The sequence below is a fragment of the Streptomyces sp. NPDC088732 genome (genome assembly GCF_044751205.1).
Classification (GTDB): Bacteria; Actinomycetota; Actinomycetes; order Streptomycetales; family Streptomycetaceae; genus Actinacidiphila.
The window spans coordinates 269,270-284,184 of sequence record NZ_JBIVLI010000007.1 but is presented as its reverse complement, the minus strand read 5'-3'; the positions used below and the strand labels follow the sequence as shown (position 1 = coordinate 284,184).

Sequence of the window (14,915 nt, the reverse complement as noted above, 5' to 3'; positions counted from 1 at the left end):
TGAACGTCAACTTGTCGGTGCGATTCACTCGTTCGAGTGTCGAGGTGAGGGACGCACATCTGCATTCCGGGTCGGCCTGAGATGGTCGGGACGATGCCGGGAAGAGGCCAGACGTTGCCGTGCTCGGCGCTCGGCCGATGTGTCGTCATCTCGGGACAACTGGACCAGGCAGACGGGATAGCGAGCACCGGTGCGAACACGACGTAACCCGCGGACCAAGCGCGTGCGGCAGAGACTGCTCGGTGCTCTGCTGATCTGCGCCGTCACCGTTCTGGCCGCCTCCGCGCCGGGGGTGGCGACGGCCGTACGGGACCTCGCGGAGTCCCAGCGGCTGCTCGGCATGGCCCGGCTCCAGGGGCAGGCGGTCTCCCTCGGCCACGCACTGGCCGACGAGCGCGACGACACCGCGGTGCTCGTCGCCACCGGCCGGTCCGCCGAAGGCGCCACGGGCGTCCCCGGGACCGAGCGGGAGCGCGTCGACCGGCAGGTCCAGGAGGTCCTCGCGGCCGCCGCGGACGCCGACACCGCCGACGCCCCGGCGTTCGCCGCCGCGCTCACCGAGGCGCGCCACCGGCTCGGCGAACTGCCCGAGATCCGGCGGAAGGCGCTCTCCGGTTCCGGCGGGGCCGTCGCCGCCGTCCTGGCGTACCAGCCGCCCATCGACGCGCTGAACGCCCTGGGCGCGGCCGTCGCCCGGTCGCTGCCCGCCCGCGGCGCCTCCGCCGACACCACCGCGCTGCCCTTCCTCGCGCGCGCCGTCGACCACGCCTCGTTCGAGCGCGGCCTGCTGGTCGGCGCCCTCGCCGCGGGCGGGTCGCAGGCCGAACTGGTCGGCGCCGCGCAGACCGCGGCGGTGGGGGAGAGGACCGCGCTTGCCGACTTCCGCGCCGCCGCGTCGTCCGCCGCCGCCGAGCAGTACGACCAGACCGTCACCGGTTCCGACGTCACCACCGCCGACCGGCAGCTGAAGTCGCTGCTGGACGCGGGCTCGCTCTCGGCCTCCGACCGGAAGCTGAAGTCCGCCTCCGTGCAGAGCGCGCTCTCCGCGCGGATCGACCTGATGCGCGGGGTCGAGTCCTCGCTCGCCGCGGCCTCCGCCGACCGGCTCGCCGCGCTGCGCTCCGACGACGTCACCGGCCTCGAACTGCACGTCGCCCTGGCCGGCGTCTGCTTCCTGCTGGTGCTCGGCACCTGCGTCTCCACCGCCCGCTCGATCACGCGGCCCGTCGCCGCCCTCAACCGGTTCGCGCGCGGCGACGTCCCGGCCGACGAGCAGGTCAGGGCCGTCGGCTCGGACGAGTTCGCGGCGGTGGCCCGCGCCGTCAACGCGCTGCGGGCGGAGACCGCGGGCCTGCGGGAGCGGATCGCCGCGCAGGACGCGGAGCACACACGGGTGCAGGGCGTCCGCGACGCCCTCGCCGCCGAACGCGACCTGCTGCGGAGCCGGCAGGAGGCACTGGCCGCGGAGGTCGCGAGCGTGCGCGGCAGCGTCAGCGCCACCTCCGTGAACCTCACCCTGCGCACGCTCGGCCTGGTCGAGCGGCAGCTCACGCTCATCGAGAAGCTGGAGGAGCTGGTCCACGACCCGGACGAGCTCGCCCAGCTGTTCCGCCTGGACCACCTCGCCACCCGGATGCGCCGCAACAGCGAGAACCTGCTGCTGCTCGCGGGCACCGAGCACGGCCACACGAACGCCCGGCCGGTACCGCTGGTGGACGTCGCGCGCGCCGCGGTCTCCGAGATCGAGAAGTACGAGCGGGTCCGCATCCAGCAGCTGCCCGCCGGCCGGATCGCCGGCTTCGCCTCGGACGACCTGAGCCACCTCGTCGCCGAGCTGCTGGAGAACGCCACCACGTCCTCGCCGCCGGACACCGAGGTGCAGCTGTCCGGCTGGATGCTGGAGAGCGGCGAGCTGATGCTGTCGGTCGAGGACGAGGGCATCGGCGTCCCGGCCCACCGGCTGGAGGAGCTCAACGCCCTGCTGGCGCAGGCCGACCCGGCCGCGCCGACCTCCGAGACCACCGGCATGGGCGTGTACGTGATAGCCCGGCTCGCCGCCCGGCACGGCATTCGCGTCCAGCTGCGCGACGCCAAGCGCGGCGGGACGACCGCGGTCGTGGTCGTCCCCGCGTCGGTCACCGCGCCCGCGGAGGACCCCGAGGGCCCGCAGACCCCGGTCGAGGCCGCGGTCGCCGGCGAGCCGTGGCAGCCCCGCGCCGTCCGGCCCCGGCCCCGGTCTGCCCCGCTGCCGGCCCCGCGGGAGGAGCGGGACGCAACGCCGGCCGGCGGGGACGAGCAGGAGCCGGCCGCCGGGGCGGAGGCGGGCGGGAGCGAGCCGATCGAGCACGCTTGTGCCGACCAGCCGCTGCCCGAGCCCGCGCCCGAGCCCGCGCCCGTTCCCGCGCCGGCCGCCGAAACCGCGCCGGGCGGCAACTCGTTGACCGCCAAGGGACTGCCGCAGCGGGTCCCGAGAGCCACCGGACTGTCGGGCGAGCCCCAGGTCCGTGACGCCCGCCAGGGGAAGGCGGTGGACCCGGAGGAACTGCGGCGCAAGCTCGGCGGCTTCGCCCAGGGTCTGCGCGAGGGGCGCGCGGACGCGGACGCCGAGACACGTGAGACACGGCGCGACGCGGTCGCGCCCCAGGGGACGACGGACACAGCGGAAGAGAAAGTCAGCTCGGGGGGACCACAACAAGTCGAAGCCGAAGGCGTCGAGGAGGCACGCGGTTGATGTCGGCCAGAACGGACACCCAGAGCGAGCGGGACCTGAGTCACGAGGCACGCAACCTCCAGTGGCTGCTGCGCAATTTCGTGGACGACGTGCCGGGCGTCCGCTCCGTGGCCGTCGTCTCGTCGGACGGGCTGCTGCTGCTGAACTCGGAATCGGACGATTCCGAGGAAGGCACGGACACGCCGGACGCGCCGGAGGGGTCCGCCGCCGACGGTGACGATGCCGCCCGGCCCAAGGGCCCCGCGGGCACGTTCGCGGACCTGGCGACGGTGGTCTCCGGCATCGCGTCGCTCACCGACGGCGCCGCCCGCCTGATGGAGGGCGGCGGGGTCCGGCAGACGGCGGTCGCGATGGAGAACGGCAGCGTGTTCGTGATGTCGATCAGCGACGGTTCCCTGCTGGGCGTCCACGCGGACACCGAGTGCGACATGAGCGTCGTGGCGTACCACATGGCCCTCTTCGTCGGCCGGGCCGGCCATGTGCTCACCCCGCAACTCCGCACGGAGCTGCGGCAGGCGATCGAGGGAGCCCGCTGATGCCCCGGCACGCCGCGACGCTCCCGGTGCGCGGTGCCGGGCGCCGCTCGGCCCGGGTGCGCCCCTACGCGCTGACCGGCGGCCGGACGTCCTTCGGGCACGTGCTGCTCGTGGAGACCTTCGTGGCCACGATCGACGGTGCGCAGGAGCGCCGGGAGCTGACCTCCGGGAGCTGGGCGGAGCGCGTGATGCCGGAGATGCGCGCCATCGTCGAACTGTGCCGCCGGATGCGGTCGGTCGCCGAGATCTCCGCGCTGCTGCGCATGCCGCTGGGCGTCGTCCGCGTGCTGCTCAGCGATTTGGCCGATCAGGGAAGGATCCGCGTGTACGGGACCGGGCACGGGCCCGGTACCCCCGATCGCGCGCTGCTGGAGAGGGTGCTCGGTGGACTTCGCAGGCTCTGAGATGGCGTCGGTGACGGAGGAGGAGGGCCTTCAGGAGTGGCAGCTCGACGTCAGCCGCGCGCCCACCTCGACCAAGATCGTCGTGGCGGGCGGCTTCGGCGTCGGCAAGACCACCTTCGTCGGCGCGGTCTCCGAGATCACCCCGCTCACCACCGAGGCGGTGATGACCCGGGCCAGTGAGGACATCGACGACCTCGGCTCGACCCCGGACAAGACCACGACCACGGTGGCGATGGACTTCGGCCGGATCACCCTCGACCGGGAACTGGTGCTGTACCTGTTCGGCACGCCCGGCCAGCAGCGGTTCTGGTTCATGTGGGACGACCTGGTGCGCGGCGCGATCGGCGCGGTCGTGCTGGCCGACACCCGGCGGCTGGCGGACGCCTTCCCGGCGCTGGACTACTTCGAGAGCAGCGGCCTGCCGTACGCGGTGGCGGTGAACCACTTCGAGGGCACGACCGCCTACGACGAGATCGACGTCCGTGAGGCGCTGGCCGTGCCGGACGAGATCCCCGTGCTGATCTGCGACGCGCGCGACCGCTCCACGGTGATCCAGGTGCTGCTGGCGCTGGTCAAGCAGGCCCTGGTCGCGCACCCGGACTAGCAGCCCCAGCCCTCCGGAGGTGCCTCGCGGCGCCGCCGGAATCCCGTCCCACCTCACCCATCTCCCCAGCACCGTACGAGAGAGCGTGCCGTCTTGCGCAAAATATTGATCGTGGGGGCCGGGCAGTCCGGCCTCCAGCTCGCCCTGGGGCTGCAGTCCCACGGGTACGAGGTCACCGTCATGTCCAACCGCACGTCGGACGAGATACGCGAGGGGCGTGTCATGTCCACCCAGTGCATGTTCGACACGGCCCTCGGCCACGAGCGCGACCTCGGCCTCAACTTCTGGGAGGACCAGACCCCGCGGATCGAGGGCCTGGGCGTCTCGGTGGCCGCCCCCGACGGATCCCGTCCGATCGACTGGCTCGGCCGGCTCGACGCGTACGCCCAGTCCGTCGACCAGCGCGTGAAGATGGCCGGCTGGCTGGAGACCTTCGGCGAGCGCGGCGGCAAGCTGGTCGTACACGGGGTCACCGTCGGCGACCTGGACTACTTCTCCCGTGCGTACGACCTGGTGCTGGTCGCCGCCGGCAAGGGCGAACTCGTCTCGCTGTTCGGCCGGGACGCCGCCCGCTCCCCGTACGACAGCCCCCAGCGCGCGCTGGCCGTCGCCTATGTGCACGGCCTCGCCCCGCGGCCGGAGCACCCGGACGTCCACGCGGTGCGGCTCAACATGGTCCCGGGCGCCGGCGAGCTGATCGTCATCCCGGCGCTGACCACCTCGGGCCCCTGCGACATCCTGTTCTGGGAGGGTCTGCCCGGCGGCCCGCTCGACGTCTTCGACGGCGTGAAGGACCCCGCGGAACACCTGGGCATCACGCTCGACCTGATGAAGCGTCACCTCCCGTGGGAGTACGACCGGGCCCGCGACGTCGAACTCACCGACGCCGGCGCCACTCTGGCCGGCCGCTTCGCCCCGGTCGTCCGCCGCCCGGTCGCCGAACTGCCCTCGGGCGGCCTCGTCCTCGGTGTCGCGGACGTCGTGGTCGCCAACGACCCCATCACCGGCCAGGGTTCCAACAGCGCCTCCAAGTGCGCCGCCGCCTATCTCGCGGCGATCGTCGAGCGCGCGGACCGGCCCTTCGACCGGGAGTGGATGGAGTCCGCCTTCGCCCGCTTCTGGAACACCGCCGAACCGGTCACCAAGTGGACCAACGCCCTCCTCGGCCCGCCGCCGGAGCACGTCCTCGGCCTGATCGGCGCCGCGGGCCAGTTCCCCGCGGTGGCCGACCGCTTCGCGAACGGCTTCGACGACCCCTCCGACTACGAGGCGTACTTCTACGACCCGGAGAAGACGGCGGCCTACCTCGCCTCGGTCGCGGGAGCCTGAGCACCGCCTGAAGCCGCCGGTCCGTCCGTGGGCCGCTCGCGAACGGCCCGCGGACGGACCGGAATCCGTTGACGGATCAGGGTGCCCCCACCAGGCTCACGGGCATGGCGGACGGCGGGTTGCGGGAACGGGGCCTGGACGACTGGTACGGCCCGGGCACCCGGCTTGTGCGACGCGTACGGCGCTGCCGGCTGCCCCGGCATTCCTGATGGCGTCCCTGTGCCGGCGGTTCTCCCTCATCGGGGTGGTGCTGAAGCCCGGGGCGATCGTGCGCTGCGGTGTGTCGCGGCACGTTGTCGTGCCCTGCGCCTCGGTGGTGCGACTGCGCCGTGACACATGGCGCGACGGACTCGTCCTGCGGACCCACGCGGGGGAGGAGGTCGCCTTCTTCCGCTTCGGCGGGTCCTTGTGGGACCTGTTCCACGACTTCTCGCGCGTCTGCGGCGACGCGATGCGGCCGCATGCCGGCTCAGCCCGGGGCCGGGCCGCGTCCCCCGGACCCGCCGGGACCGGTCAGCGGGCGAGGAACGGGACGAGCGCCGCGAGGAGTTCGGCGGGCGCGTCGAGTGCGACGAGATGGGCCGCCGTGGGGAATTCGGCCAGGGAGGCACCGGGGATCTCGGCGGCGTACCGGCGGGCGATGTCGCGGAAGTCGGCGACGTCGAGGCCCCCGAATCCGACCAGCGTGGGAACCGTGATCGTGGCGACGTCACGGTCCGTGCCGCCCTGGGAGTGCCGTCCGACGGCCTCCTGATGCGTCAGCGAGATCCGCAGCGGCTCCCGGAGCGCTTCGGCCAGTTCCGGGGCGACGTCCTCCCAGCCGCGGTTCGGGCCGCGAAGCCACATGTCCAGGTTGACGCGGACGGCGCCGTCGAGGTCGCCCGCGGCCAGGGCGGCCGTCTCGGCCTCGTCGTACGCGACCATCTCCGCCGACCAGTCGTACCCCCGCCACGGCGGGGCGAGCAGCGCGAGCGAGTGGACCCGGTCCGGGTGGGTGAGGGTGAAGTCCGCGGCCACGCGGGCGCCCCAGGACGCGCCGACGACCCGGACCCGGTCGTGACCGAGGTGGTCCAGGAGCCCGAGCAGGTCGTCGGTCTCGCTGAACGGGCCGGTCGGCGGCGCGGATTCGCCGAAGCCGCGCAGGTCGTACCGGATGACGGTGTGCCGCTCGGCGAGGCCGGGGGCGACCGCGTCCCACATGCGGTGGTCGGCGATGCCGGCGTGCACGAGGACGACGGGCGGGCCTTCGCCGGTGACGGTGCAGGAAAGATGACCGAGGTGATCCTTGAGTATGAGCATCGCGTGCATACTCGCGGGCCGGCGCCGCACGGGCCACCGAATTACCTCGGGCGTCCGGCCGTCGGCCCGGGGCGGGGCCCCGGGCCGGATCCGGGTGCTCAGCCGGTGACGTCGACCACGATCCTGCCCGCGGCGGAGCCCTGTTCGACGGCGGCGTGCGCCTCGGCGGCCGTGGCGAGGGTGAACCGCCGGGGGTCGACCCGCGGCCGCAGGGACCCGGCGTCGGCCAGGGGCGCCGCCTCGCGCAGGATCGCGCCGTGGTGCTCGCGCCCCCGGCCGGTGAGCAGCGGCAGCAGCGTGAAGACCCCGGAGTAGGTGGCGCCGCGGAAGGACAGCGGCGCGAGGCTGTGGGTGCCCCAGCCCAGCGCGCTCACCACGTGGCCGGTCCAGGTGCGCGCGGCGGCGAAGGACGCGTCGAGGGTCGCGCCGCCCACCGTGTCGTAGACGATGTCGAAGCCCTCGCCGCCGGTGTGCTCGGCGACGTAGTCCTCGACCGGGGTCGTGGTGCGGTCGATCGGGGTGGCGCCGAGTTCCGCGATCGTCCCCAGGCTGTGGGGGGCGCCGGTGGCGAAGACGCGGGCGCCGCGGGCCTGCGCCAACTGCACGGCGATGTGGCCGATGCCGCCGGCGCCCCCGTGCACGAGCACGGTGTGGCCCTCGCGCACCCCCGCCCGGTCCACCAGGCCCTCCCAGGCGGTGACGAAGACCAGCGGCAGGGCGGCGGCCTCGCGCATGCCCAACGAGGCGGGCTTGCGGGCCAGCAGCCGGGCGTCGACGGCCGCGTACTGCGCGAGCGAGCCCTGGAGGCCGCCGACGCCGCCGGTCAGCCCGAGGACCTCGTCGCCCGGGGCGAACCCGGTGACCTCCGGGCCGACCGCTTCGACCACTCCGGCAAGGTCCAGGCCCAGCACCGCGGGCAGCCGGCTGCGGGCATGGGCGGCCTTTCCGGCGCGGATCTTGGTGTCCAGCGGGTTCACCCCGCTGGCCTCGACCCGGACCAGCACCTGGCCGGGGCCGGCCACCGGGACCGGGAGTTCGCCCAGCGCCAGGGGACCGCCGAAACGTTCCAGCACCACCGCGCGCATCGAGGGCTTCGCAGGCATGGTCTCTCCATTCGAACAGACAGGTCTGTTTTGTTGAGCTCGGGAAGGGCCCTCGTCCGCAGCGGGGACGAGGGCCGGTGGGGGGTCAGGCGGCCGGCGGGCAGGCCCGCTCGACGATGGCACGGGCGGCGGCCTTGGCGGCGGCCGGCATGGCGGGGTTCTGTTCCAGCTTGCCCGCGGCCAGCGTGCCGTCGATCAGCAGCGTGAGCTGGAGGGCCAGCTCGTCGGGGTCGCCGGCCCCGGCCGCCTCGGCGAGGCCGCGCACCCACGCGCGGACGGTCCGCTTGTGCTCGGCGGTCACCTCGTGCGGCAGGCTCCCCGGCTCGCTCTCGGCGGCGGCGTTGATGAACGGGCAGCCGTGGAAGCCGTGCCGCCGGAACGACGCGTCGACCGCGTCGAACAGGCCGGTCAACTGCTCACGCGGATCGTCGCCGGCCGCCAGCGCCGCGGCACGCAGTCTGCCCCGCCAGGAGTCGTCGACCCGGCGCAGATAGGCGGCGGCCAGCTCGTCCTTGGAGGGGAAGTGCACGTACAGCGTCGACTTGGCCACGCCCGACTCCGCGATGATGCGGTCGACGCCCACACCGCGCAGCCCGTGGGCCGAGAACAGCTCCTCGGCCGTGGTGAGGATGCGTTCGCGCGCCGGGAGGCGCCTGGCCGTGGCGGGCATGCCGATCACCTGCTTCTGCCGGGGACCCGGCGGGCCCGTCCCGGCAAAACTAACAGACAGGTCTGTCCGATGCGTCGTGGCGCCGGTCACACCGGTCCCGCCGTACACGCACGCGAGCCGTCGTCAGCCGGCGGAGCCGCCGTTCGAGGCCCGGTCCTTCGCGGGGTCCGGAGCGGTCGGCGAGACGTAGTGCTGCATCGACGGCTCGTCGGGGTCCGGGCGGACCGCGCCGAGGATCGGGTTGGCGGCGATCGGGGAGATCTTGACGACGCTGCCCGGGCGGGGCGCCTGGATGACCAGGCCGTCGCCGATGTACATCGCGACGTGGGTGGCGCCCGGGAAGAAGATCACGAGGTCGCCGGGGCGCAGCAGGTTGAGCGGGATGTGCGGCAGCTGCTTCCACTGCTCCTGGCTGGTGCGCGGGATCGGGGTGCCCGCGTGCAGCCATGCCTGCGAGGTGAGTCCGGAGCAGTCGTACGCCTCCGGGCCCTCGGCGCCCCAGACGTAGGGCTTGCCGATCTGGGCGTAGGCGAAGCTCAGTGCGCTGTTGCCGATCTTGGAGGGCGCGAGCGAGAGGTTGCCGAGCTGCCCCGAGCGCAGGAACTCCTCCTGGGCCCGGTTGATGCCCTGCTGTTCCAGCCGCTGGAGGTCGGCGAGCTGAGTGCCCGTCAGGCCGGCGAGGATCGCCTCGACCTGCCCGAGCTGGTCCTCGATCTCCTCCTTGGCCTCGCGCTGCCGGTCCGCGAGCTGCAGCGAGCCGTCCAGTGCGTGCTGCTGCGCGCGGCTGAGCGCGGCGATCCGCTTCTCGCCGTTCTCCAACTGGGCGACCAGTTCGGCCTGGGTTCCGACGGCGCGGTCGAGCAGGTGGCCCTGGGTGAAGGCGTCCTGCGGGTTCCCGCTCAGCAGCAGGCTCAGGTAGGGGGAGACCCCGCCCTCCTTGTACTGCTCGCGGGCGAGCTGCCCGGCCAGCGCGCGGGCGTCGGCCAGCGCGGTGCGCTCCTCGGCGAGCTGCCGGTCCAGGCGGTCGGCCTTGCCGCGGTTCTCGGTGAGGTCGGACTCGGCCTGGTCGTAGGTCTCCGTGGCCTGCTCCGCCCTGAGGTAGAGGTCCTGGAGCCGTTCCAGCAGGACGACCAGGGTCGGGCCGTGGGGATACGGGTCGTCGGGCATCGCCTGCGCGTTCTGCGCGGGCAGTCCGAGGGCCGCGGCGGCCAGCAGCGTCCCGCAGATGAGTGCCCTGCGCACCCACTCCTTGGGCCTGCTTGCTGCTGACATCCCTTCACCTCCGACTGTATTACCGGCTGCTTGCCGGTAGATCCTTACATGATCGGGTCGGCTGCGACAGGGTGACCGGGCCGGAATGGGTGGCTCCGTGGCAATTGGAGCCACCCGTTTTCTCCGTGTCAGCCAAAGTACGAATCGAAGTTCTTCTGGAATTCCCAGTTGCCGAACTTGTCCCAGTTGATCGACCACGTCATCAGACCGCGCAGATTCGGCCATGTTCCGTGCGGGGTGTAGGAGCCGCAGCCGGTCCGCTTGGTCAGGCAGTCGAGTGCTTTGTCGACATCCGCCGGAGTTGTCCAGCCATTGCCCGCGTTGGAGGTCGCGGGCAGTCCTACGGCGACCTGGGAGGGCGCGAGCGCCGGGAAGACATTGGCCGTGTTGCCCGCCACCGGGAATCCGGTGAGCAGCATGTCGGTCATCGCGACATGGAAGTCGGCGCCGCCCATCTGGTGGTACTGGTTGTCCAGGCCCATGATCGGCCCGGAGTTGTAGTCCTGGACGTGGAGCAGCGTCAGGTCGTTGCGCAGCGCGTGGATGACGGGAAGGTAGGCGCCCGCCCTCGGGTCCTGCGCGCCGTTGGGACCCGGACCGTAGAACTGGTAGCCGAGCTGCACGAAGAAGGTCTCGGGCGCCATCGTCAGCACGAATCCGCTGCCGTACCGGGCCTTGAGGGTCTTCAGCGCGGAGATCAGGTTGACCACGACCGGTGTGGTCGGGCTCTTGAAGTTCGTGTCACCGGCGTTGAGGGAGAGCGAGTGGCCCTCGAAGTCGATGTCGAGGCCGTCCAGCCCCCAGGTGTCGATGATCCGGCCGACGGAGGCGACGAAGGCGTCGCGGGCGGCGGTCGTCGTCAGCTGCACCTGCCCGTTCTGGCCGCCGATGGAGATCAGCACCTTCTTGCCCTGCGCCTGCTTCGCCTTGATCGCGGCCTTGAAGTCCGCGTCGGACTCCACGTTCGGGCACTCGGCGGCGGAGCAGCGGGTGAAGCGGATGTCGCCCGAGGTGACCGTGGTCGGTTCGCCGAACGCGAGGTCGATGTAGTCCCAGCTCGCCGGGACGTCGGCCATGCGCACATAGCCGGAGCCGTTGGCGAAGCTGGAGTGCAGATAGCCGACCAGGGCGTGGGAGGAGGGGCCCGGGGGCGTGTCCGTCGGAGTGGGCGTGGGGGTCGGGGTGTCCGTCGGCGGCGGTGTGGTCACCGGGCCGCCGGGGCCGGTGAGCGAGGCGTCGTCGGCCCAGAACGTGGGCTGGGCGTACCAGCCGTGGACGTAGACGGTCGCGCTCGTCTGGCTCGCGCCGGTCGTGAAGCTCACGCTGAGCTGCTGGTACGCCCCGCCGGTGCCCGGGGTCCAGGTGCCGGCCCCGCCGTCCACGCCGATGTAGACGTAACTGCCCTTGACCTGGGTGGAGTAGGTGTACGTGGTGCTGGGCGCCACGGTGACCGTCTGCTTGCACTGTGCGGTGCCGGACGAGCCCGGGGTGCCGGCCAGTGCCCAACTGCCGGTCTTCGCCTGGCCGGTGACCGCCTGGGTGGTGCCCGTGTCGCAGCTCCAGCCGGTCAGACTGCCGTTCTCGAAACCGCCGTTGACCAGGAACTCGCCCGCGTGCGCGGAGGGCGCGAGGGCGACCAGCCCGCCGAGGGCGGCGGTGAGGGCGAGGGTCGCCGTCGCGGCGACGAGGGATCTCATGGGGACCGCTCCTTCGGGGGCGAGGAGATGTGCGCATGACAACTCGCAGCAAACAGGTCTGGACCAATCCTGTCAATGGTCCGGACCGGAACGCGGCGCGGTCGCCCCCGCGCGGAGCCGGGCGGCGGCGCTCAGGCCCCCCGCTTCGACCAGGGCCAGCGCGGCTTCTCCGGCCGGTTCCCCTCGGGGTCGTAGACGAAGACCCACCGCGTGCGGCGCTGCTCACGCGTCCCCGGGCTGGGCTCGCGGTGGTAGACGTGCACGACCGGGGCCGCGCCGTCCGGTTGCGGCACCGGCACCTCGTACACCTTCGGGGGCTGCCCGGTGATGCCGGTCAGCACCCCCAGCACGCGGCCGTCCAGCGGCCCCCCGACGAATTCCGTGTCCTCATGCCTCACGGGGTCAGCGTAGGCCCTTCGATGGGGCCCGTGTTCACGGAATGGCAGGTGGGAGCAGATGTGCGACGGCCTGTGCGAGCGGTGCGACCCGGCGGGCCAGGTCGCCGGCGGGACTGCCCGGGCTCTCCCTCCCCAGGGCGGCCAGCGCGACCTCGGCCGTCTCCTGGTCGGTGGTGGAACTGACCAGCAGCAGCGCCGTGAAGTGGTCCACCAGCCACCGCCTCAGCTCCTCGGCCGGCGGCTGCTTGCCCTCGTCCAGCCAGGTCAGCGACACCGCCTCCACGCTCGCGATCCACGAGCGCACCATCATCGCCAGCCGCGGGCCGGGCCGCGGCGCGCCCAGGTGCATGAGGATCTGCTCGGCGGCGCTGCGCCGCACCTCGTCCACGATGGCGCCGGTGCGGCTGGTCTCGGCGACGCTGCCGCCGCGCAGCAGCGCGGAGTACGCGGCGCCGTGCTCGTCCACGTACGACAGGTAGCGGTCCAGCGCGTTCGACAGGCGCTGGGTCATCTCGCCGGCCGCGGGCTCCACGAAGCACTCCCGCAGCTCGTCGGCGGCATTGCGCATGGCGGCCTCGTACAGCTGCTGCTTCCCGCCGGGGAAGTAGCGGTAGACCAGGGGGCGGGAGACGCCGGCGGCGGCGGCCACGTCGTCGACCGACACGTCCTCGGGGCGGTGGTGCCCGAAGAGGTCCACGGCCGCGGCGAGCAGTTGGGCGCGACGCTGCTCGACGCTCAGCCGGCGGTAGGCGGGGGCGGCGGGCGCCGGCGTCGAACTGCCGTTCATGACCGCCAGCGTATCCGGCCCGCCCGCCGTCCTACCCGAGAAGCCCCGAGGTGCGCCACATCCGGCGTATCCCGCGGCCCTCGAACATGCCGACCTCCTCCAGGAAGTCCATCAGCTTCTTCGCCGCCTGCCGCATCACGTCGCGCCGGTGCGGGCTGGTGCGGGCCAGCTCGGCGGCGTACCGCGGGTCCAGCCCCACCGAGGCGTACACCTGCGGGCTGATCAGCGACCGCGCGATGACCCGGGCGGCCTCGGCGGAGGAGACCCGGGTGAAGGCCAGTTCCCAGCGGGGCGCGGTGGCCATCTGACGGCGCAGTTCCTCGCGGGCGTAGCGGATGTGCCGGGCCTCCTCGACGACGTGGATGCGGGTCACGCCGCGGGTCAGCGGCTGCACGCGCTCGTCCGGGAAGGTCAGGCGCTGCATCCAGTCGAGGATCTCCTCGGCCAGCAGGGTGCCCGTGAACGCGCCGGGCGTGGTGGAGACGGTCTTCAGCACCCGGCCGAGGTTGTGGTCCAGCCGGGTCGGCCGGTAGACGGGCGTGCCGAGCTTGGTCACCAGCCGCGCGAACATCTTCGAGTGGCGGCACTCGTCCGCGATCTCGGTCAGCGCGTAGCGCACGTGCCCGCTGGTGGGGTCCAGGTCGTAGGAGTGCCGCAGCAGTAGCTGCATCAGGATGATCTCGAACCAGATGCCGATCGAGGCCAGCGAGGCGGCCTCGTGCCGGCTCAGCTCGATCCGCTGCTCCTGCGACATGTGCTTCCACAGCGGGGTGTCGTACAGGGAGACCAGTTCGGGGGGCCAGAACCACCCGCCCTCCTCGAAGGGGGCGTCCCAGTCCAGCTCGGTGTCCGGGTCGAAGGAGTGCTTCGCGGAGGCGTCGAGCAGCCGCTCCGCCACTTTTTCTCGCGTTGCAAGAGGGGTGCCAGCGGTCATGCTCTTATGAGACTGTGTGTCAGCAAGCTCGTCAAGAGTCGAGGAGGCGCCAATGACGTCGCAGGAACACCTGTGGGAGATCCCGGCCTCCGGAGCGGCCCGCTTCTCCTGGGAGTACGACGACGGGCGCGACCGGCTGCTCGCCCTCTACCAGAAGGGCAAGGACAAGCAGTGGGACGCGGTGACCCGCATCGACTGGGACCTCGAGGTCGACCCGTACGACCCGCTCGGCGTCCCGGACCAGAACCTGACCGTGTACGGCACGTCCCACTGGGACAGGATGTCCGAGCAGAACAAGCGCGACCTGCGCCGCGCCTACGCCTCCTGGCAGTTCAGCCAGTTCCTCCACGGCGAGCAGGGCGCGATGGTCTGCGCGGCCCGCATCGTGGAGTCGGTCCCCGACCTGGACGCCAAGTTCTACTCGGCGACCCAGACCATGGACGAGGCCCGGCACGCCGAGATCTACTCGCGCTTCCTGCGCGAGAAGGTCGGCATGGTCTACCCGGTCAACGACTCGCTCCAGGCGCTGCTCGGCGACACCCTGCGCGACGCGCGCTGGGACATGCCCTACCTCGGCATGCAGGTGCTCATCGAGGGCCTGGCGCTGGCCGCCTTCGGCATGCTCCGCGACACCACCGACAAGCCGCTGCCCAAGCAGATCCTCACCTACGTCATGCAGGACGAGGCCCGGCACGTGGCCTTCGGGCGGATGGCGCTGCGCGACTACTACCGGCAGCTGTCCGACGCCGAACTGCGCGAGCGCGAGGAGTTCGTCATCGAGGGCTGCTACCTCATGCGCGACCGGCTGCGCGGCGCCGAGGTGCTGGAGGACTTCGGCATCCCGCGCCAGGAGGCCGAGGAGCTGAGCGAGCGGTCGGAGTATCTGACGCTCTTCCGGAAACTGCTGTTCAGCCGCATCGTGCCGTGCGTGAAGGACATCGGCCTGTGGGGCGAGCGGCTCCAGCGCGCCTATGTCGACATGGGCGTCCTGGAGATGGGCGACTCGAATCTCGACCTGCTGATGGCCCAGGACGAGGAGATCGCCGAGAGGCTCGACGCCGAGCGCTTCGCCAGGGAGGAGGACGCGCGGGTCGCCGAGGTCGCCGGCGCCATCGCGCTCGGACGGCAGGGAGACGGCGGCGGGGCGTGAG

The 14,915-nt window shown here is 72.5% G+C and carries 14 protein-coding genes; 6 read left to right on the top strand and 8 right to left on the bottom strand.

The annotated features are described in order from the left end of the window. Window positions 1–223 precede the first annotated feature (223 nt). From ACIP9H_RS15360 to ACIP9H_RS15340, 5 genes are all read left to right on the top strand, one after another. A complete protein-coding gene (locus ACIP9H_RS15360; protein ID WP_401959380.1) occupies window positions 224–2,731 on the top strand; it encodes a nitrate- and nitrite sensing domain-containing protein in 2,508 nt (835 codons plus the stop codon). Next, window positions 2,731–3,267: a roadblock/LC7 domain-containing protein gene (locus tag ACIP9H_RS15355; protein WP_401959376.1), complete on the top strand. Its 537-nt coding sequence runs from the start codon at window positions 2,731–2,733 to the stop codon at window positions 3,265–3,267. Before ACIP9H_RS15360 ends, ACIP9H_RS15355 begins: the two co-directional genes overlap by 1 nt. Next, the gene (locus ACIP9H_RS15350) at window positions 3,267–3,671 is read left to right on the top strand and encodes a DUF742 domain-containing protein (protein WP_401580437.1); all 405 of its coding nucleotides are present in this window, start codon (window positions 3,267–3,269) and stop codon (window positions 3,669–3,671) included. Before ACIP9H_RS15355 ends, ACIP9H_RS15350 begins: the two co-directional genes overlap by 1 nt. A gap of 1 nt (window position 3,672) precedes the next feature. Beyond that, window positions 3,673–4,275, top strand: coding sequence for a GTP-binding protein (locus ACIP9H_RS15345; RefSeq protein ID WP_401580436.1), 603 nt, complete (start codon window positions 3,673–3,675; stop codon window positions 4,273–4,275). Window positions 4,276–4,368: 93 nt separating this feature from the next. Continuing rightward, window positions 4,369–5,604 (top strand): styrene monooxygenase/indole monooxygenase family protein, encoded by a 1,236-nt coding sequence (locus ACIP9H_RS15340; RefSeq protein ID WP_401959373.1) that lies wholly within the window; start codon window positions 4,369–4,371, stop codon window positions 5,602–5,604. A 513-nt stretch (window positions 5,605–6,117) separates the two neighbouring features. Here the strand turns inward: ACIP9H_RS15340 and ACIP9H_RS15335 are convergent. The 8 genes from ACIP9H_RS15335 to ACIP9H_RS15300 form a co-directional block, all read right to left on the bottom strand. Beyond that, window positions 6,118–6,903: an alpha/beta fold hydrolase gene (locus ACIP9H_RS15335; protein ID WP_401959372.1), complete on the bottom strand. Its 786-nt coding sequence runs from the start codon at window positions 6,901–6,903 to the stop codon at window positions 6,118–6,120. A gap of 98 nt (window positions 6,904–7,001) precedes the next feature. Continuing rightward, the gene (locus ACIP9H_RS15330; protein WP_401580431.1) at window positions 7,002–8,006 is read right to left on the bottom strand and encodes a zinc-dependent alcohol dehydrogenase family protein; all 1,005 of its coding nucleotides are present in this window, start codon (window positions 8,004–8,006) and stop codon (window positions 7,002–7,004) included. Between the two features lie 85 nt (window positions 8,007–8,091). Beyond that, window positions 8,092–8,676 (bottom strand): TetR/AcrR family transcriptional regulator, encoded by a 585-nt coding sequence (locus tag ACIP9H_RS15325; RefSeq protein WP_401580429.1) that lies wholly within the window; start codon window positions 8,674–8,676, stop codon window positions 8,092–8,094. A 123-nt stretch (window positions 8,677–8,799) separates the two neighbouring features. Next, window positions 8,800–9,948 carry an NlpC/P60 family protein gene (locus ACIP9H_RS15320; protein WP_401580427.1) on the bottom strand — a complete coding sequence of 383 codons (1,149 nt, stop codon included), beginning with the start codon at window positions 9,946–9,948 and terminating at the stop codon, window positions 8,800–8,802. 128 nt (window positions 9,949–10,076) lie between these two features. Then, complete coding sequence (locus ACIP9H_RS15315) at window positions 10,077–11,645, bottom strand: chitinase (RefSeq protein WP_401580426.1); 1,569 nt, start codon at window positions 11,643–11,645, stop codon at window positions 10,077–10,079. A 131-nt stretch (window positions 11,646–11,776) separates the two neighbouring features. Next, window positions 11,777–12,043, bottom strand: a complete 267-nt coding sequence (locus ACIP9H_RS15310; protein ID WP_360907087.1) for a hypothetical protein — start codon at window positions 12,041–12,043, stop codon at window positions 11,777–11,779. 34 nt (window positions 12,044–12,077) lie between these two features. Beyond that, window positions 12,078–12,830, bottom strand: coding sequence for a TetR/AcrR family transcriptional regulator (locus ACIP9H_RS15305; protein WP_401580424.1), 753 nt, complete (start codon window positions 12,828–12,830; stop codon window positions 12,078–12,080). A gap of 31 nt (window positions 12,831–12,861) precedes the next feature. Beyond that, window positions 12,862–13,764: a diiron oxygenase gene (locus tag ACIP9H_RS15300; protein WP_401580422.1), complete on the bottom strand. Its 903-nt coding sequence runs from the start codon at window positions 13,762–13,764 to the stop codon at window positions 12,862–12,864. A gap of 52 nt (window positions 13,765–13,816) precedes the next feature. Here ACIP9H_RS15300 and ACIP9H_RS15295 point away from each other — a divergent pair, with 52 nt between their 5' ends. Beyond that, window positions 13,817–14,914 (top strand): ferritin-like domain-containing protein, encoded by a 1,098-nt coding sequence (locus tag ACIP9H_RS15295; protein ID WP_401580421.1) that lies wholly within the window; start codon window positions 13,817–13,819, stop codon window positions 14,912–14,914. Window position 14,915 lies beyond the last annotated feature (1 nt).